This window comes from Acetobacteroides hydrogenigenes (genome assembly GCF_004340205.1).
Lineage (GTDB): Bacteria > Bacteroidota > Bacteroidia > Bacteroidales > ZOR0009 > Acetobacteroides > Acetobacteroides hydrogenigenes.
The window spans coordinates 240,186-258,978 of record NZ_SLWB01000003.1 but is presented as its reverse complement, the minus strand read 5'-3'; the positions used below and the strand labels follow the sequence as shown (position 1 = coordinate 258,978).

Below are 18,793 nucleotides of genomic sequence, written 5' to 3'. Positions count from 1 at the left end.
ATTTCCGTTTAACTTCTATCAGGTAGGACTATTCCCTTTAACTTCTCTCATAAAAAAGAGGCGCACCATCTCGGTAAGCCTCTTCTTATGAATAAACCTTTTCATTCTCAATTACTATGACAAAACACGTTTTACAGTTGCTCCAATATCGGCAGGTGATTCTACCACATGTACGCCGCACTCGCGTAGTATCTTCATCTTAGCGGCTGCGGTGTCCTCGGCTCCCCCGATTATTGCACCGGCATGCCCCATCCGTCGTCCCTTGGGGGCTGTTTGCCCGGCAATGAATCCAATCACAGGCTTTGTGCCATGATCCTTTATCCAGCGAGCAGCATCGGGCTCCATGGTTCCGCCAATCTCGCCAATCATAACAATGGCATCGGTATCGGGATCATCCATAAACATCTTTACGGCATCTAGCGTAGAGGTTCCAATGATGGGATCGCCGCCAATACCAATGCAGGTCGATTGCCCCAAGCCTACCTCGGTTAGCTGGTAAACGGCCTCGTAGGTTAGCGTTCCAGATTTGGAGATAATGCCAACCCTGCCCTTTTGGTGGATAAACCCGGGCATAATGCCAACCTTGCACTCGCCCGGGGTTATCACGCCTGGACAATTGGGACCAACCAATTGAGTGGTTCTATCCTTTAGAAAAGCGTTCACCTTAACCATATCCTGTATGGGAATTCCTTCGGTAATGCAAACCACCAGCTTAACGCCTGCATCGGCAGCCTCCATGATTGCATCTGCAGCAAAAGGCGCAGGTACAAATATCACCGACACATCGGCACCAGTTGCTTTTACAGCATCCTCTACGGTATTAAACACCGGACGATCCAAGCACGTAGTGCCACCCTTGCCTGGAGTAACACCTGCAACCACGTTGGTTCCGTACTCCATCATCTGCGTTGTATGAAAGGTGCCCTCACTACCGGTAATCCCTTGCACAACAACTCTCGAATCCTTGCCTACCAGAATGCTCATGCGATTTACATTTTCTTAATAACCTAACAAAAGTTAAAAGGTTTAATTTGGAAGGGGAGTTTTTTTTTAAGAAGGAGTTAAACGGAAGTGGAGCGAAGCGACATCCCGCCTTGGCCGGATTAAAGAATAAGCCTCCCCTATTCCCTTCTCACTACTCACTGTTCACTGTTCCCTACTCCCTATTTTCACTATCTTTGCGCTACAATCCTTACGAAGATGAGAGATAGCTCCACCATAGTAGCCGTTGCCACACCTGCCGGACAGGGTGCCATAGCGGTAATCCGTCTTAGCGGCCCCGATGCCATTGCCATTGCCGATAAGCTGTTCCATTCGCCATCGGGCAAGAAGCTGGCCGATCAGAAGGCCAACACCATCCACTTCGGGAAACTGGAAAACGAGGAAGGGGAAATCGACGAGGTGCTAGTATCCATCTTTAGGGCGCCGCACTCGTTTACGGGCGAGGATTCCGTAGAGATCTCGTGCCACGGCTCGGTGTACATCCAGCAGCGCGTAGTTGAGGCTACGCTAAGGGCTGGCGCTATGCTTGCCCAACCGGGAGAGTTCACCCAAAGGGCCTTCCTCAACGGTAAGTTCGACCTGTCGCAGGCCGAGGCAGTGGCCGACCTTATCTCATCAACCAATAGGGCAAGCCATCGGCTGGCGATGAACCAAATGCGCGGCGGTTTCTCGAAGGAGATCGAGCATCTACGCGAGCAGCTGCTCACCTTCACCAGCCTTATCGAGCTGGAGCTCGACTTCAGCGAGGAGGACGTGGAGTTTGCCGACCGCTCGAACCTGCGCACCCTTATCACCACCATCATCAGCCATATCGACAAGCTGGCAAAGACCTTCAGCCTTGGGAATGCGGTGAAGAACGGGATCCCCGTTGCCATCGTAGGAAACCCCAACGTGGGCAAATCGACCCTGCTAAATGCCATGCTCAACGAGGATAAGGCCATCGTTTCGGAGATTGCCGGCACCACCCGCGATGTGATTGAGGACACCTTTACCATTAAGGGCATCTCGTTCCGCTTTATCGACACTGCAGGTATTCGCCACACTCAAGACACCATCGAGAGCCTCGGTATCGAGCGTACCTACAAGAAGATCGCGCAGGCATCCATCGTGCTGCTGCTGGTAGACCCTACGGAGTCGGAAGAGAGCATCGAGCATTCGGTGACCAACGTGTTTAAGCGCATCAGCGACGACCAGCACCTTATCGTAGTGCTCAACAAGATTGATGGCGCTACCCCTGCCCTTATCGATCCGCTTAGGGCTAGGCTTAAGGCAAAGTACGACGACAGGATAGATATCGTTGCCATATCGGCCAAGCAACGCACCAACCTCGAAGAGGTGAACCGCCTGCTGGTGGAGAAGGCCGGGCTGGAGCAGATGTCGGAATCGAGCGTTATTGTTACCAACATGCGCCACTACGAGGCGCTGGTTAACACCCAGGAGGCGCTGGAGCGCGCTCTCGAAGGTTTGGACTCAGGTATCTCGGGCGACTTCCTATCGCAGGATATCCGCGAGGCAATATTCTACCTAGGGCAGATTACCGGAACCATCTCCACCGACGATATTCTAGGAACCATCTTTAGCAAGTTCTGCATCGGAAAGTAGACGTTCTTTCAACATCATAAGACAAACGCCCGGAGATTTCTTCGGGCGTTTGTTATTTGTAGCATCACGTCGCTTAATTACGGAATTTAAACCACATAAATATTCTAAAGACCTTCTTTTTTCATATTTATTCAACAAAATACCATTTGCTACAATAATGATTATTTACAATTCTGACATCCTCAATGTAAATAACTCTATTAATTGACGATTTCACTAAACGAAGTTTAGTTCTATAATCACCACCTACTGGACATATTGTATCATCCGATATTAACGCATTAATCCTATACCATTGGGGATCTGTTACAAACTCATTATCCTTATTTGATTTATACTGCATTAATGCGCAGTCTGTTTGTTTTGTAATACCATTAGAAGCATCAGTATACTCTTTTTTTGTTGTTTCTAAAATTTTGTAATATCCATTTGTTGGCACTACTGTGTCATTACAAACAGTTACTACTGCTTCTTTTCTTTTACCAAATGGTGTATTCCATTTGGTTTCAAGCCTCGCTATTGATTCTTCAAAATTTTCTGCTTCTTTAGTATTTGGTCTTGCAAGCACACAACAAATAGGGAATAAGGATATTTCATTAAACTCTTCTATTGTTTTAACTATAGTATACCCTTTTAGTGTTCCTTTTGTAACTTTTTTTATCTCTGTAATTTTATCCATTCCTATTTCTAATGCATAATTGTATGCATCATCATCAAAAACATAAATAGTTCTCATTATTGTCTTTTTAGTGTTTTGTATTGATAGTTTACAATTTTACAAAAAAAACATTCACCTATTTAATACTTACTTTTGTTTTGTTAACCAAACCAAATTTTCTATCTTAGGCAGCGGTAAAGATTGTTTTTAGTAGCATTCTTTAGGCCAGCAAAAATATCAGCTAACGCATAACATTACGGGCTATTCAGCCAAATCTGGTCCAATAGCCTACAAAACTTCCAAATTTTTAATCGTAGTACAAGCTGTAGCAGCTGCGTGAAACCTCGGGTAGAGCTTTCACCAAGGGAGAAGTTCCGTCGCCACATGGCAGCTGAGCTTTTACAGAGTGTAAAGTTCTATCGCCATTCGGCAGCTGAGCTTTTACAAAGCGTAAAGTTCTATCGCCACCCGGCAGCTGAGCTTTTACAGAGTGTAAAGTTCTATCGCCACTCGGCAGCTGAGCTTTTACAGAGTGTAAAGCTCTATCGCCACTCGGCAGCTGAGCTTTTACAGAGTGTAAAGCTCTATCGCCACCCGGCAGCTGAGCTATAGCCTGTGCAATCGGCAGTATAGCCCTTGTAGTCGCTTGCGTTAGGGATATTCGACCTTGCCTTAAGTAAATGGTGCAAAAGCAGTCAGCCGCTAAACAAAAACCTAATTCTTATGGACGAATTAGCAATGGCCAAGCTCGGTGTAGCCGATGTAGGTGCAGTTGCAACGGTTATCAAGGAGGAGGTTGTGGCTTCGACCCTCACGGAGGCGAAGGAGTCGGCAGCCTACCAGGAGGTGGTAAACGAGCAGCTGAGCTACGACGACGCTATGGCTCGCGTGCGTAAAAGCGACAATACGTTGTCGAAGAACGAGGCCGATAAGCGTCGCGACGATGCCTATGTGGGAACTCGTAAGGCTATCGATTCGCTAACCTACTCGCCTGTTGAGGAGGTAAGCAAAAAGGCTACCAAACTCTACAGCATTATGGACATGTACGGTGCAAGTGTCGAAAGGCTGCCCGACTCTAAGGAGAGCGAGTACCTTAAGATCATCATCAACCGCCTGAAGGAGCCCGAAAACTACCAGATGGCCACCGAGATCGGCGTAAAGGTGTTCGTTGATAATCTGGACAAGTGCGAGAATGATTTCCGTTCGGATTGGGGCGAGATGGAGAGCGATAAGGAGGAGTTTAGGAACAGCCTATCGGCCACCAAGAGCCGTAGGAAGCTGGAGGATGCCATCAACGCGTTCTACGGCTACCTGGCCTACAACGCCAAGTACAACGCCAACAAGGAGCAGTTTGCCCAGCTGCAGCGCGCCATCTACAGCCGCTACCTGAGCATCCGGCAGAAGTACAACGAGCGGAAGAAGAAGGATGACCCTACCAAGACCGAAGGAGGCGCGCAGAAGTAGCCGCTTCTAGGCAACTATCGGAAGCCTACCTTGCAATGGGGTGGGCTTTTTTATTTTGGATGGTGGAGATAATGATAGTTCCATCGAGCTAAGAATGTTATTTCTGCTACTTCGCCTAAATAGAAGCACGTAATCCCCTCCTAGCTAAGCGTAGGCTCTACCTCATAGCCGTCAGGACTATTTATAGAGGAATAAAATTGATGCACAACAAACAATCGGCATGGATTGATAAAAAGAACCGTAAGGCTATCCCGTAAACACCATGGCGAAGCCATATCAGACTGGCACGAAATCTGTTCGAGTGAGCGGAGCATCTACAACATTAATTAGCCGAAGAGCCATCAACTAACCATAACGTACAAAGTAGGGGGAACGTTAAGCAGCGACCGAACGAGTTATTTCGTGCAGGATTTTTCTTTGTTTCGTTTCTTTTCATCCCTGAAAAGAAATGAAAATTGAGAATTACACGAAGCATTAGTCCCCCATTTGCGGGAGGTAGGGGTGGGTTAAGAACGCTAAGTGGAGTAAAAAATGTTCATTTAACCGAACAAACCCACCCCTACCCCCCTCCATAGGAGGGGATTACGTGCTCCTAATAATCGAATCAGTAAAAATAATATCTTAGACTGACGGATATGAGCGCAGACGCTCCGCCCAACTAGGTAAGATGACATCAACAGCATTTCACTGCACCCTACTTCCCAAAATTCTCCTACATTTGCTCGCGTTTAAAATCGACAGGGAATTTTTGGCAAATACGTTGGGGAATGAAAACGGGATTGGTAGTACTCGTACTGGCAGCATCGCTGCTTACAGCCTACGGTAGGGCAACGGACAAGGGAGAAGGCAACGGCATGCAAATAGCCGCAACCACCGACACGGCAGCGGTGCCCATTCAGCAAACCATAAACCTAAGCAACGGCTTTAGGCTAGAGCTGGGCCACGAAACGGTCTACGCCAGCCTTAAGCTCTACGGCTTTGCGCGCCTGCGGCACAACGGCCAGCAGGTGTACGCCGACAGCAGCAACGAGTACGAACCGCAGAGCAGCCTCTACCCGTTGGTGGTTCCGGCCGGTGACAACGACGCCGAGGTGCTGATAGAGGTAAACGATCGCCCCAACAAGAACTACCTACTCCAGCTTTTCGTGAGCAACGGAAGGCTTACCAAAGTCGAGAAGCTGCCCACCTTTATTGCGCCCGCTGCCGATCTTAACGGCGACGGCACGCTGGAGTACGCCGGCTTCTGGGCCTTTAACGAAACCTGGGGCGAGGAAAAGGAGTACACCGACTACAACCCCATCATCTACTACTCCATCACCCCCAAGGGGCTAAAGGTGAACAGCGACCTTACCCGCAAGCAGAACGATGCCATTTTCGGCTTCTTCCACGGATTTGAGTATAGCCAGCAGATCGACATCCCGGCAAGCGCGCTCAAGAAGCAGGCCGAAGAGATCGAAAGGATAAGGAGCGCCGCAGGCACGCGCTAGCCTTTTTAGCCCTAGTAATTATTAGACTACTCCATTTCGAAGGATATCCCCCGCTGGCGGGGGATAAGCTTTGAGCAGCGGCAAGCTGAATCCTTAACGTCTGCCTCTATTATGTAAGATGGATGTTTTAAATGCGAAATCCCGCAAGCCTTTTTAGCCCTTTTTAAGGACAGCACCTTCTCGCTTATTGCTAGATTTGTACTCCTAAAACAGTTCTCATGGAATATATCGGATATCTCGCGGCATTTTGCACCACCTTCGCATTTTTCCCTCAGGCCATAATGGCCATTCGAACTAAAGATGTAAAGAGCATATCGCTTACCATGTACTCCATTCTTTGCTTTGGAATTTCGATGTGGCTGGTATACGGAATTCTTAAGGCCGATTGGCCGCTGATTCTTGCCAACCTCATAACGCTCCTGCCCTCGCTCACCATCCTTTACCTAAAGGTAGCCTCGGTTGTAAAAAAGAAGTAGCAAGAGTTCCCCTTGTGCCCATAAAAAAGCAGCACCCTAACGCTCGAAAGCCGGGTGCTGCATACGAATTCTTTTTAGAGGAAGCCCTTACTCAACCGGATTCTTTACCGGACCTGCGCCCAATCCGTCGAATACGATAATTCCCTTATGGCATAGCGCACGCTGCTCCTCAATAAACGGCATAACCTTTTCCCTATCCCTCTCGAAGTAGAGGAAGTGCACGTTAGGACCGGCATCTATGGTATAGCCTACGGGCAACGAGGTTTGCTCTCTAAACGCCTTAATGCGGTTGATAATTGCTATTGTGTTGGGATCGAAAAGCAGGAACGAAGGATTGGCAACCATCATCATGGCATGCATCTCCATGGCCTCCTGCTCCACAATAGCGTAGAACGTATCTAAGCGCCCCTTCTTCATCGCATCCAGAATCTTAAGCGCATTTTTCTGAGCGTTTTGGTAGCGAATATCGGCGTAAGGATTTACGTTCATCAGGTTGTGCCCTACGGTACTGCTGATGCGCTTATCGCTGTCCGAAACCACAAAAATGGCATCGCAAAGCTCCATGAATATCGGGTCGTAGTCCTTGTACTCTATGGCATACTCATCGTTGGAAGCCAGTATGCTGGTATGCCCCCAAATGCTGTACCTGCCGTACACCGAGCGCGAGGCGCTTCCCGATCCCAATCGGGCAAAGTAGGACGAAAGGCGGTAGAAGCTATCGTCCATCTCCTTTTCGGTAAGCTCGTAAATCAGGCTGCACACGCACAGCGCAATCGATGCCAACGACGAAGATGTGGAGGCTACCCCGTCGGAATGAGGGAAGGAGTTAGCACTTTCGATGCTAATTTCCATGTTCTTGAAGAAGTGGGTAACCTCGCCAAGACTAGAGAAGAACTTTTCCAAGCGCTCGCGAAAACGCTCGTTCTCCAGCCCCTGAAAGTTGAAGGAAACCTTTAACGATTTATGAGGGGCAAAGGTTATTCGGGTGGTTGTAGTAGACTCCCTTAGGCTAAAGCTCAGGGAAGGATTGCAGGGAAGTTGCTTACCATGCTTACCCCAGTACTTTACAAGCGCAATGTTTGCTGGTGCAGTCCAGCTAACCGTAAATGGCTTATCGAGCGATATTGGCAGCTGACCAAGCGTATTTAAGTAGAAGTTCATAGTTTCGTGTTTTTACGTTAGCAAATCGTTAAAGTCGACATCTATTTTGTTTAATAACTAACCATTCAAGCTTTATCAAGTTCATTAGAGCTACGAAAGACGCTAGCCCTACTCCTTTACCCTTAGGAAAGACTGCGCCATCCTAAAACCTTTTACCTGAGCAACGACAAAGCGCTTAAGCAGCTCGTAGTCCTGCGCATACTTTAGGAATGCCGAAGCCATGCCCACCACAGCAGGCAACGACGACTTCGAAAGCAGGTAGTAGCCATCGAGAAAATTCTCGACACCGCCCGAAATGATAAGCTGGTTGCAGCGTATGGGTTCGTTTAGCACGATATCGTTCACCATCTCCACCATTTCGATGGCCGAGTGTCCAACGGCCGCTAATCCCGAAAAGGCCTCGGCCTCGGGAGTGTTGGCCCGCAGCATCTCCATCTTCGAAAAGTTGGTCCCACCAAAAGCCGCAAGCTCTACCGCGGCAATCGGCAGCTTAAGCAGCGCGCTAAGGCTTTGGTAGCCCATCCCCTGTCCTACCTCCTTCACGATAATAGGGTAATCAACCACCTCCAGAAGTTGGGTAATGGTTTCGATTGGCGGGCGCTTAATCCTATCGCCTTCGGCCTGAAACCACTCCTGAAGAGGATTAACGTGAACAATCAGCCCATCGGTTCTGAGGCGCTTAACAATCTCTGTAAGCCGATCAACCTCATTGCCATCGAGAAGATCCTCCAGCTGGCATATTCCAATATTGGCGTAAAATGGAAGATGGCTCCCCAGCAGATCGCGCACATCAAAGTCGTTGTAATGCTTTGGGCTATCCAGCAGAATACGGCAGGAACCAAGCCCCATTCCCATTCCGAACTCGCCACAAACGCGAGCGAGGTTTTGATTAATGGTTCTGGCCGCAGAGGTGCCCCCTGTCATACTCGACACCCAAAATGGAATGGCAAGCTCTTTTCCTAAAAGCTGAGTGGGGCTACTCATCCCAACAGGATGAGCCGCAAGCATTGGCTCGTAGTAAAACCTGGAATCGTTATGAGAAGTAGGCAGCTGCGCTTGCAATGCCAACGAGATATGATCTTTCTTGCGTTCTTCCATGCTTAGCCCAATTATTAATCGAATATAGCTTTTTTTTCGTCGTAAACGACAAAATTATGGCGATCCTCGCTACGCTTGTTTTTTTGGGAATCCGGCCTTGACTTCGCCCTAGACTCCGCTCGGGCTCCGAGAAGATCTTCGAGCGAAACCAAAAAGGTCTTCGAGCGGAGTCGAGAAGATCTCGAGCAGCGGCCTACTTAACCGTTATATTCTTCTAACTCCATCTAACTTCCGAAATAACTTCTCCCAATCGTCTAACAAATGCTTCAAATTTTCGATATTTACCACTTCCAACAAATGGACTTATTAAGACAAACTTTACACACATCACATGAGCTACTTACCCAATCCTGAACGCTACAGCACTATGCGTTACCGCCGTTCGGGCAATAGCGGACTAGCGCTTCCAGAGCTATCGCTTGGCCTGTGGCATAACTTTGGCGAAACCGATAGCTTTGCCGTTGCCCGCGACATGATCCGATTTGCATTCGATGCAGGCATCACCCACTTCGATCTGGCCAACAACTACGGTCCACCTCTTGGCTCTGCCGAGGAAACATTTGGCCGTATTCTTAGCAAAGATTTCATGGGGTTACGCCACGAAATGGTAATATCGAGCAAGGCTGGACACCTTATGTGGCCTGGCCCATACGGAGATGGAGGGTCTCGTAAATACCTTATCGAAAGCTGTAACGAGAGCCTTAAACGAATGGGGCTGGAGTATGTCGATATTTTTTATACCCACCGATACGACCCCAACACTCCGCTCGAAGAAACAGCATCGGCTCTAGAAACCATCTACAAGCAAGGGAAGGCCCTCTACATCGGCATTTCGAAGTATCCTGCCTTTGCGGCCGATGTGGTGCTAAACTACCTAAAGGAGGCTGGGGTTCCCGTAATCATCCATCAGCTTAAGTACTCGATGCTGGTTCGCGAACCCGAAAAAGAAATTCTTGGGTATAACAAGGAGCATGGTCTAGGGACGATTACCTTCTCGCCACTTGCTCAAGGCCTACTAACCGATAAGTACATTAGTGGTATTCCTCAAGATTCCAGAGCAGCCAAGGCAGAGGGCTTTCTAAAAGTGGAAGAGGTTGCTCCAAAGATGAACGAGGTGATGGCCCTTCGCGAGATTGCCATAAAACGCGAACAAACTATTGCCCAAATGGCCATCAGCTGGCAGCTGCACGATGATAGGGTAACCTCTGTTCTTATTGGTGCAAGCCGAGTTCAGCAAATTGCCGAAAACCTGAAGGCGTTGGAGAATACCAGTTTCAGCCAAGAAGAAATAGACGCGATTAACAGAATAACGCTAGAGTAAGCATAAAAAAGGGGGTGGCTTTCGACCATCCCCTTTTCCTTATCGTGAAATTCAATCCTCCAAATACCGTAGCTTGAAACTCGAAATTGAGGGCGATGTTCGAGCATTAAGAATCAGATCCACCATCCGACAAACAACATCAGGATTTTGCTCCGAAACGTCGTTGTTTTCCTCTGGATCGGCCTCCAAATCGTATAGTTCAAAGTAGGGTTCGTCGTAGCTCATGTTACGCCCTAGCAGCTTCCACTTTCCCATCCTTAGGGCAATATGCCCTAGGTTATCGGCATTCTCCCAGTAAAGGTACTCATGCTGATTCTCCTGAGACTTTCCCTTCAGTACCGGCAGCAGGCTAATTCCATCGCCAGATGCCACGCTATCTACCCCGGCCACATCCGCAAGAGTTGAAAAAACATCGTAGCCAATCCCAATCTGATCGACAACCTGATTAGGTGCAATAACAGATGGCCATACTGCTATCATAGGTACTTTAATCCCCGATTCGAAAAGGAACCCACTACCTCTCCCCTTACCTAGCGGGTGCTTTCCTGCACTCTCAAAAAACGCGCCATCCACACCCGACTGCGAAGCTGCTCCTGTTGCCGATGTAAAGATGATGATCGTATTATCGTACACCCCTTCGGCCTTTAGTTTCTCAACTAGCATTCCTACCTGATCGTCGAGGTACGATACCATAGCGGCATATGTTGCTCGTGGAGTTCGGTTCGGACAGCCTCCATTCAAGCCAAGGTACGGTTCCTCTTCGCCAAACTTTAGGCGATACCGTCTTACACGCTCTTGTGGTACTTGTAGCGGAGCTTGTGGAAGCTGTGCAGAGTAAAGCAGGAAAAACGGATTTGACTTGTTTACTTCAACAAACCTTAGCGCAGCCATCAGTATAGAATCTGGTGCATAGTGTTCGAGCGTATACGACAGATAGCTCTCGTCCTTGTAAGGATCGGCATTAGTAGGAAGCTTCATATTAGGAAAAACAAGCGCATTATCCATCGATACCTTACTATCGTTTCGCCACAGGTACTTTGGATAGTACGTTTGCGCCTGGCGAAGGCATGTGTAGCCATAGAACGAGTCAAAACCATGGAGCAAAGGAGAGCCTTGGGTAGTAGCAGAGCCTAAGCCCCACAGACCAACAGCTCCGGTGACATACCCCTTTTCCCTAACCCTGTTGGCAATCGTTTCTTCGCCAAGTGGCATAGGACGCTGACCTTCTAGGGTAGAATCCATGAGAACCTTAACGTAGTTCATTACGCTGCCACGCTCTACCCATTCGTCGGTTCCACGAATCGCAGCCTTCCCTACATGCTTTCCAGTAAGCATGCTACAAAGCGATGGCGCAAACGAAGACGATCCGCTGTAAAAATTGGTAAAACGAGCCCCTTGAGATGCCAACCGGTCGATATAGGGCGTTTCGATCTTCGATTGACCATATACTCCTAGATCGCCATAACCAAGATCGCTGGCAAGAACTACTACAATATTGGGTTTCCTTACAGCAACGCTGTCGGATGGCCTATCGGCCAATAGCGTATAAGGGAGTATAGTGCTGGCTGCTAAAAGAAATCCCCTTAACTTATAACGCATAGCTACCTATTCTGGGTTTGTTAGCCTGCAAAGCTAAGAAAACTTGAACAAATACCATGGAGATACGACTAAAGCAGATGGTTCAAAGCTACCGTATTTTAAAAAAGAGGCTGTACCCTACATTAACAAGTACGTACTTAAAATCGAATCCAACAACATGGTATGCAACCCCAACAGAAAGATGACCTCGCCGCACACCGGCTTCTACGCCATACCCGTAGCTGCTATCTGTAATATTTACCGATACCACCTCGTTCCCTGTAACAGTAAGGCACTTGTTTATTTTAGTATGGTATAGCCCACCAAATGCTGCAATATATGGATGAATACGCTGTTCGGAAGTAAACGTATAGGCTCCTCTCAAAAGAAATGCCCTTACTACAGTATTTGGCAGATTCAGCGTATCTACCATCTTTGAAGGAAAGGAAGCGTAGCCCAAAATAACTCCGGCATTAAAACTAGAGGAGAAGCTTAACATCCCATTTACAAAGCCATCAAAACCTATCTTGCTATAATCGGCAGCATCGTCGGTAGGAATGGCAATCCCACCACCAAACCCGAAGCCCAACATCCTATTTTGTGCATTACCTGCTACACAAAACATCAGAATAGCTACGATTAAAGCAAGCGTTTTCATGGCAAACTCAGATTTGATGCCGATTCGAAACATTCAGAAATCTACGCCAAGCCATCTCAAATTTCAAGCAATAGACAAAAAAAGGGACCCAAAGAGTCCCTCCTTTTTTTGTCTTATGAGCTATTCTAGAAAAGGAATGCAGCAGAAAGGCTTAACACCCCATTTTTGTTTGTAATATCAGAATTTGGGTTGATGTTTAGCAAGCCAAATCCGTACTGAAGCGACACCTGAAAGCTGTTAAACTCAACTCCGCCGCCAAGGTTAATCCCCATGTCAAATGGCTTAAAATGATCCTTATCCTTATCAGATCCCCATTTAATATCTTCCTCAACAGTAATCTTTCCCAAGATTACATCCAATGTAGAGGTAACTTTCCCTCCAACACCATACGCGAAATAAGGACCCGCCAAAAGGTTAAGGTTAGCGCCCCCCAAATTGATTCTGTAGCCAAAGTTTACAGGTACATCAATGTAGTTTGCCACTACTTTTTCAATAAGGCCATTATCATACTTCGATCCCTTAGACGAAAAAAGGATGCTTGGTTGAACGAATACATTTGGAGCAATATCTCCCTGAAAAACCATACCAATTTGGTATCCGGTACGCATTTTTGCATCGGCAGAAAATCCACCTCCCTTAGATGACATGGTAGAGAAGTTCAAACCTACCTTAGGACCAAATTTTACTTGAGCATTTGCAGCTACCGCAGCAAGAGCTATTGCTACTACCAAAAAAACTTTCTTCATAGTTACCTTTTTATTTTGATTAGTAAATCGGCACAAAAGTAGGGATACCTTCAAACTTTACGCCGATACAATCAAACACCAACTATTAAGTAATACAAAAGGGAGGTTCTGCTATATATACTAGATAAACAAAAAAGCCACTCCGAAAAGAAGTGGCTTTTTGTTGTACTATAATAATTTCTCTAGAAGCTAAAGGTGTAGGTGAAGTTTAGCTGAATGTATGAGAAGGTAAAGTCATTCTCTTCTCCAGCCATATGGTATGCAGCACCAAGTCCAAATTGGTTGTACTTAACGCCTGCCTCTGCAGCAATACCAGCCTTAGTGTCACCATCCTTATGAGAATAAAGTCCAAGTGCACCGCTAACATAGGGACGGAATCCTTCTTCTGTAAAGGTGTAAATACCTTTTGCTAGGAATGCGGCAACTTCGGAGTCGGAAATATCATAACCACCAATGCTTTTACCTGGAAGAATGGTATAGTTCATCTCTACACCTGCAGCAAACTTTGGAGTAAAATTGTAGGTTCCAAGTACGAAACCATTAAATCCTGTCTTAACAAAATCTGAAGCATCACCGGTAGGTATAGATAAGCCTCCACCTACTCCTACGTTCCACTTTTTGTCCTGAGCATTACCTGCTATAGCTGCAACCAATACCACAGCTACTACTAAAAAGAATTTTTTCATAAGAAAAGATTGTTTGGTTAATAAACACTTACAACACATCCTTTAACACAACTCCCAATTATTTTGTTCACAATAACACCAACCATCTTCTTCAAAACCATTACTAACCAATTCTTTTAAATGGTATTTATGCCGTTTCAATAATTGTCCTTACATCTCAAATAGTATATATTCGCAAAAAATTGCTTTTTTTGGAAAGAATACAACGCTACCATTACCCTATAAAGATTGAAAACCAACAGTAAGCATATCGTTTCGTTAGCAGCTACGGCTTTTTTGCTGCTTCTTGTGTGCCTATCGTATCCTAGCAAAAAGGATAAAGTAGAGCTTCCCGATGATCTTAAAGCATTCCCCCTTGATGTTGCCAACAGGCTAGCAAGCCACAAAAGCGAAGCAAATACCAAGTTTCTGGCCGATTTCGCAAAGTTTTGGCAATCGCCATCGCTAAATGACGAGCAACGAAAGGTAATAGTAGAAACCACGTCTCAATTCGAAGAACGAAACCTTACTGCCGACCCTTTCCTTACCAGCTACCTTAAGAGTATGATGGTTTTCTTCGATTCGACCTCTATGATAAAAGGATTTGAAGCATGGAGCAAGGCTGTTAAGCTATTGCTTAGCCACAAAAAATACCCCAAACCTCTCGTTCTTTCTATTTTTGAAAGCCCCACAACCCTTAACAAGGAGAAGGCGTTTTATGCGAACAACTACATCAAATGGAGCCTTTCCGACAAAGAGTTTACCTACAGGTTTGACACTACGCTTTACCTCAGCACATCCAACTCGCGCATATCGTACATTGCCGAACACGACACGGTAAGCATATTCGGAACCACAGGAACAGTACTACCATTTACATCTCAATTTATAGGGAAAAACGGCAGGATCTTCTGGAAAAAGGCAGGCTACGACACCACAAAGGTATATGCCGATCTTAAAAGCTACCGGCTGAACTTCGTGAAAGCCAAGCAGGATTTTGACTCCGTTAGCTTCTACTTTACCGATGTATTCAAAAATCCGCTGCTGGGCACCCTTACGCTTTCGCCCAACAGCGTTAACACCAAGGAGCTGGTGTACTACCCCCACTTCTACAGCTACAACAGGAATATCAGCATTACCAACTTGTTCGACTCCATCAACTACAAGGGAGGAATTGCCATTAAGGGGCACACGCTGCTGGGGTACGGATCGAAGCAGGAACCAGCAAGGGTTACCTTTATCAGAACAAAAAAGCCTTTTATAACTGCGCTTAGCCCGTCGTTCATTATCCGAAGCGATGGCTTCTCCTCGAGCGGCGCTTCGGTTACCATTAGGCTACTTGCCGATTCTATCGTCCACACCAATAAGCTGCTCGACTTCGATAGCCGAAGGCGCGAGCTCAGGCTTACATCCGACAACCAAAACATGCTAACAAGGGCACCCTACCTCGACTCGTACCACAAGATTGGAATCTACTCCGAGCAGCTATACTGGAACATGAGGAAGGATGTGCTAAACTTCAACGCCCCCTTTGGCAGCTCGGAGAGTGAGGCCATTTTCGAATCGATAAACTTCTTTAACCAGGACATGTTCGACGGCCTGATGCGCCGCGACGATAAGCATCCGATATCGCTTATCCGACAGTACGAGAAGGAGCAGCAAAAGAAAAAGGTTAGCCCCCTAACCTGCGACGGCCTTAGCCGCTTTGCCAAGCGCAGCAACGCCGATTGCGACATCCTGCTTAAAGAGATGGGCTTTCTTGGCTATGTTGTGTACGACTCGGAGAGCAAGGTCTTTACCACAACACCAAAGCTGCGCGAGGCGCTAAGAGCGCGCAATGGCGCACAGGACTACGACGCCATCCTCTTCAACTCCGAAAACAAGAAGAACCAGAACAACGCCATACTCGACCTTAGCAACTTTAACCTTACCATCTTTGGGATTCCCCAAATTAACCTCTCCGACACCCAAAACGTAAAGGTTTACCCAAAGAACAACTCCATCATCCTTAAAAAGAACAGGGATATGGAGTTTGATGGAGAGATTCGAGCCGGACTGGTATCGTTTAAGGGCGATGGCTTTAAGTTCGACTACGACGCCTTTAGCATCAACATGGACAAGGTGGTTTCCATGAACTTCGACTACCGAACCGACAAGTACGACAACAAGGGAAACCGAATGCTGAGCAACATCACCTCCACCATGGAGAACATCACCGGATCGCTGCGAATAGATGAGCCCAACAACAAGTCGGGGCTTAAACGGCGACCCAGCTACCCAAAGTTTGCCAGCAAGAAGGATTCGTACATCTACTACGACGATCCGGCCATATTTGGGGGGATATACAAGCGCGACAAGTTCTACTTTAAGGTGTACCCCTACGAGATTGACAGCCTAAACACCTTCGAGAAGGAGAGTTTAGGCTTTAAGGGCGAGCTCAACTCGGCCGATATATTTGCCCCCTTCCAGGAAACGCTGGTGGTTCAGCCCGACCAGTCGCTGGGCTTTAGCCGTAAGGTGGACACCACGGGGGTGACGCTGTACAAGAGCAAGGGTAAGTTCTACAACACCATTAAGCTGAGCAACGAAGGGCTAATTGGGAAGGGTTCGATAAAGTACCTGAGCTCGATGTCGAACTCCAACGACTTCCTCTTCTTCCCCGACAGCTGCGTATCGATCCTGAAGTCGATGACCATAGAGCGCACGCTGCTGGGCATCGAGTATCCCAACGGAAACGCCAAGCAGCACCTGATGAAGTGGCGACCCTACCAGAACACCATGAAGTTCTTTAAGGACAAAACGCCCTTTAACCTATACGACAACCAGGTTACGTTCAACGGCGATCTGGTGATTGAGCCTCTCGGGTTAAGGGGCAACGGCGTGCTCGACGTCAACACGGCCACCATAGCGTCGAAAAACTTCGACATGGCCGCCTACACCTTTAAGGGCGATACCTCCAACGTTGTGATCTACGACGACAAGCGCGAGAATAGGCTGTTTGCATCAAACGGGATCGCCTCGAGCATCGACCTGAAGAGCTACCAGGGCAAGTTCGAGAAGAAGAACGACATCTTTACCTCGTTCTACCCCGACTTAGCCTACTTGGCCTACGCCAAGCGCGTGGGCTGGGACATGAACAACCAGCTGCTGACGGTTTCGACCCCCGAAAGCCTGCAGCTGCCGCCGAGCATTACCGACCGCTACGCGCTAGCCTACGAGGGGAAGGTTCCTCCGGGAAGCGCCTTTGTTGCCACCGTAAAGGAGCAGGATTCGCTCTGCTTTGCCTCCCCGATGGCCTACTACAACATGCGGAACAAGACTCTGCAGGCCAACAAGGTTAGGCACCTGCTGATTGCCGATGCTGCGCTAATCCTAAACCCCAAGCGCGATACGGTAACCCTACACACCAAGGGCTTTATGGACAAGCTCTACAAGGCCGACCTGTACGCCAACCGCCAAACCAAGAGCCACCACTTCTACGATGTGGACATCAGCGTAGGCGGCCGAAACGGCTTCAACGGGCAGGGGCTGTACAGCTACATCGACAAGTACGGCAAGGTAGACACCATCACCTTTGGCACCATTACCGTGGACAGGGAGTACAAGACCACCGCGTTTGCCAACATCATGGACGAGGACAGCTTCTTCCTAAGCCCCTACTTCCGCTTTAAGGGGAAGGTAACGGCCTTCTCGGATAAGAAGCACCTGACCTTCGATGGCGGGGCACGCCTCACCCACAAGTACGAGTCGCTACCCAAGAACTGGATGAGGTTTACCGCCGAGATAGCGCCCGACTCGGTGATGATCCCCATCAGCAACCCCTACCAAACGGTGGATAAGATTCGGGTTTACGCCGGAACCTACCTGCGAAGGGACTCGCTGAGCGTATACCCCACCTTCTTTACCGGACGCAAGTACACCGAAGATTCGGCATTCGTGCAGCCCAACGGCTTCCTCTACTACAACGACAACGGCAGCTACTACCAGCTGAGCTCCATCGACAAAATCCGCAGGCCCAATACCGCCGGCGATATGGTGAGCCTCTACTCCGACTTCGACCTGCTGGTGAACGAGGGCAAGCTGAAGCTGGGCGTCGACCTCGGCGAGGTGAAGCTGGCCACCGCCGGAAAGGCCGTTCAGAACATCGGCAGCAAGGAGCTCAGCTTTACCGGAATGGTAACCCTCGACTTCCTGTTCAACACCGAAGCGCTTAACGTGCTGGCCGCCGACGTTGCCGCCGGAGCCAAAACCGCCCTCGACTACAGCACCCCCAACTCGAGGGTTGCCCTACGCGAGCTGCTGGGCGACGCCAAGGCCGAGGCCATTATTGCCAGCTACGCCAAGACGCCTACGCCCGAAAAGCTTCCGGAGGAGTACCTGCACACGCTCACCCTTACCGATATGCAGCTAAGGTGGGACAAAAAATCGCGCTCCTACATCTCGAAGGGCGACATTGGCATCGCCAACATCGGCGGCAAGCAGGTCAACCGAAAGGTGAAGGGCTTCATAGAGCTTATGCCCTACCAGGATCATCGGATGTACCTGCACCTCGACCTGGGCAACAACCAGTTCTACACCTTCGTCTACACCTCGGCCGGCAACATGTTTGCCTCGTCGACCAACGAAGCCTTTAACACCCCCATTGCCAAAACCAGCAACAAGAAGCGCAGCATCAAGCAGAACATGTGGCTAACGCTGTACAGCTACACCAACGCCGACGACCGCTTGGTGGACATTGTGGCCGCCCGGTATAAGCAGCTGAAGAAATAAGATGAGTGATGTGCGATTTGAGATATGCGATTTGAGATTTGAGATATTATTAGTATAAAGTAAGGGGTCGTTTCAGTACATGAAGCGACCTCCTGTTATTTTATGAG

General features: G+C 48.2%; 14 protein-coding genes. 6 read left to right on the top strand and 8 right to left on the bottom strand.

The window, feature by feature from the left end:
- Positions 1–114: 114 nt before the first annotated feature.
- On the bottom strand, positions 115–984 hold the full coding sequence (gene sucD / locus CLV25_RS05220; protein ID WP_131838579.1) for a succinate--CoA ligase subunit alpha: 870 nt from the start codon (positions 982–984) through the stop codon (positions 115–117).
- Between the two features lie 216 nt (positions 985–1,200).
- Between sucD and mnmE the strand changes: the two genes are divergently transcribed.
- On the top strand, positions 1,201–2,604 hold the full coding sequence (gene mnmE, locus CLV25_RS05215) for a tRNA uridine-5-carboxymethylaminomethyl(34) synthesis GTPase MnmE (RefSeq protein WP_131838578.1): 1,404 nt from the start codon (positions 1,201–1,203) through the stop codon (positions 2,602–2,604).
- Positions 2,605–2,731: 127 nt separating this feature from the next.
- Here mnmE and CLV25_RS05210 read toward each other — a convergent pair whose 3' ends face one another.
- Positions 2,732–3,340, bottom strand: coding sequence for a hypothetical protein (locus CLV25_RS05210; protein WP_131838577.1), 609 nt, complete (start codon positions 3,338–3,340; stop codon positions 2,732–2,734).
- Between the two features lie 645 nt (positions 3,341–3,985).
- Between CLV25_RS05210 and CLV25_RS05205 the strand changes: the two genes are divergently transcribed.
- The 3 genes from CLV25_RS05205 (at position 3,986) to CLV25_RS05195 (ending at position 6,689) form a co-directional block, all read left to right on the top strand.
- A complete protein-coding gene (locus tag CLV25_RS05205) occupies positions 3,986–4,726 on the top strand; it encodes a DUF6261 family protein (protein WP_131838576.1) in 741 nt (246 codons plus the stop codon).
- A 767-nt stretch (positions 4,727–5,493) separates the two neighbouring features.
- Positions 5,494–6,213 carry a hypothetical protein gene (locus CLV25_RS05200; protein ID WP_131838575.1) on the top strand — a complete coding sequence of 240 codons (720 nt, stop codon included), beginning with the start codon at positions 5,494–5,496 and terminating at the stop codon, positions 6,211–6,213.
- Positions 6,214–6,431: 218 nt separating this feature from the next.
- Positions 6,432–6,689: a SemiSWEET transporter gene (locus CLV25_RS05195; RefSeq protein WP_131838574.1), complete on the top strand. Its 258-nt coding sequence runs from the start codon at positions 6,432–6,434 to the stop codon at positions 6,687–6,689.
- Positions 6,690–6,776: 87 nt separating this feature from the next.
- Here CLV25_RS05195 and CLV25_RS05190 read toward each other — a convergent pair whose 3' ends face one another.
- A complete protein-coding gene (locus CLV25_RS05190; protein ID WP_131838573.1) occupies positions 6,777–7,850 on the bottom strand; it encodes a diphosphomevalonate/mevalonate 3,5-bisphosphate decarboxylase family protein in 1,074 nt (357 codons plus the stop codon).
- A 108-nt stretch (positions 7,851–7,958) separates the two neighbouring features.
- Positions 7,959–8,948, bottom strand: a complete 990-nt coding sequence (locus tag CLV25_RS05185; RefSeq protein WP_131838572.1) for a beta/alpha barrel domain-containing protein — start codon at positions 8,946–8,948, stop codon at positions 7,959–7,961.
- A gap of 331 nt (positions 8,949–9,279) precedes the next feature.
- On the opposite strand from CLV25_RS05185, the gene CLV25_RS05180 reads away from it, so the two are divergent.
- The gene (locus CLV25_RS05180; protein ID WP_131838571.1) at positions 9,280–10,269 is read left to right on the top strand and encodes an aldo/keto reductase; all 990 of its coding nucleotides are present in this window, start codon (positions 9,280–9,282) and stop codon (positions 10,267–10,269) included.
- Between the two features lie 51 nt (positions 10,270–10,320).
- Here CLV25_RS05180 and CLV25_RS05175 read toward each other — a convergent pair whose 3' ends face one another.
- The 4 genes from CLV25_RS05175 to CLV25_RS05160 all read right to left on the bottom strand — a co-directional run bounded on the left by CLV25_RS05175 (position 10,321) and on the right by CLV25_RS05160 (position 13,937).
- Positions 10,321–11,868 (bottom strand): sulfatase-like hydrolase/transferase, encoded by a 1,548-nt coding sequence (locus tag CLV25_RS05175; RefSeq protein WP_131838570.1) that lies wholly within the window; start codon positions 11,866–11,868, stop codon positions 10,321–10,323.
- A gap of 88 nt (positions 11,869–11,956) precedes the next feature.
- Entirely contained in the window at positions 11,957–12,505 is a 549-nt protein-coding gene (locus CLV25_RS05170) for an outer membrane beta-barrel protein (protein WP_165876992.1), read from the bottom strand.
- Positions 12,506–12,630: 125 nt separating this feature from the next.
- Positions 12,631–13,251: a porin family protein gene (locus CLV25_RS05165; protein WP_131838568.1), complete on the bottom strand. Its 621-nt coding sequence runs from the start codon at positions 13,249–13,251 to the stop codon at positions 12,631–12,633.
- 182 nt (positions 13,252–13,433) lie between these two features.
- Positions 13,434–13,937 (bottom strand): outer membrane beta-barrel protein, encoded by a 504-nt coding sequence (locus CLV25_RS05160; protein ID WP_165876991.1) that lies wholly within the window; start codon positions 13,935–13,937, stop codon positions 13,434–13,436.
- 228 nt (positions 13,938–14,165) lie between these two features.
- Here CLV25_RS05160 and CLV25_RS05155 point away from each other — a divergent pair, with 228 nt between their 5' ends.
- Positions 14,166–18,686, top strand: coding sequence for a hypothetical protein (locus CLV25_RS05155; protein ID WP_131838566.1), 4,521 nt, complete (start codon positions 14,166–14,168; stop codon positions 18,684–18,686).
- The last annotated feature ends 107 nt before the right edge of the window (positions 18,687–18,793 follow it).

Coding starts and splice junctions, on each gene's coding strand:
- sucD (WP_131838579.1), bottom strand. CDS start 984: ATGAGCATTCTGGTAGGCAAGGATTCGAGAGTTGTTGTGCAAGGGATT.
- mnmE (WP_131838578.1), top strand. CDS start 1,201: ATGAGAGATAGCTCCACCATAGTAGCCGTTGCCACACCTGCCGGACAG.
- CLV25_RS05210 (WP_131838577.1), bottom strand. CDS start 3,340: ATGAGAACTATTTATGTTTTTGATGATGATGCATACAATTATGCATTA.
- CLV25_RS05205 (WP_131838576.1), top strand. CDS start 3,986: ATGGACGAATTAGCAATGGCCAAGCTCGGTGTAGCCGATGTAGGTGCA.
- CLV25_RS05200 (WP_131838575.1), top strand. CDS start 5,494: ATGAAAACGGGATTGGTAGTACTCGTACTGGCAGCATCGCTGCTTACA.
- CLV25_RS05195 (WP_131838574.1), top strand. CDS start 6,432: ATGGAATATATCGGATATCTCGCGGCATTTTGCACCACCTTCGCATTT.
- CLV25_RS05190 (WP_131838573.1), bottom strand. CDS start 7,850: ATGAACTTCTACTTAAATACGCTTGGTCAGCTGCCAATATCGCTCGAT.
- CLV25_RS05185 (WP_131838572.1), bottom strand. CDS start 8,948: ATGGAAGAACGCAAGAAAGATCATATCTCGTTGGCATTGCAAGCGCAG.
- CLV25_RS05180 (WP_131838571.1), top strand. CDS start 9,280: ATGAGCTACTTACCCAATCCTGAACGCTACAGCACTATGCGTTACCGC.
- CLV25_RS05175 (WP_131838570.1), bottom strand. CDS start 11,868: ATGCGTTATAAGTTAAGGGGATTTCTTTTAGCAGCCAGCACTATACTC.
- CLV25_RS05170 (WP_165876992.1), bottom strand. CDS start 12,505: ATGAAAACGCTTGCTTTAATCGTAGCTATTCTGATGTTTTGTGTAGCA.
- CLV25_RS05165 (WP_131838568.1), bottom strand. CDS start 13,251: ATGAAGAAAGTTTTTTTGGTAGTAGCAATAGCTCTTGCTGCGGTAGCT.
- CLV25_RS05160 (WP_165876991.1), bottom strand. CDS start 13,937: ATGAAAAAATTCTTTTTAGTAGTAGCTGTGGTATTGGTTGCAGCTATA.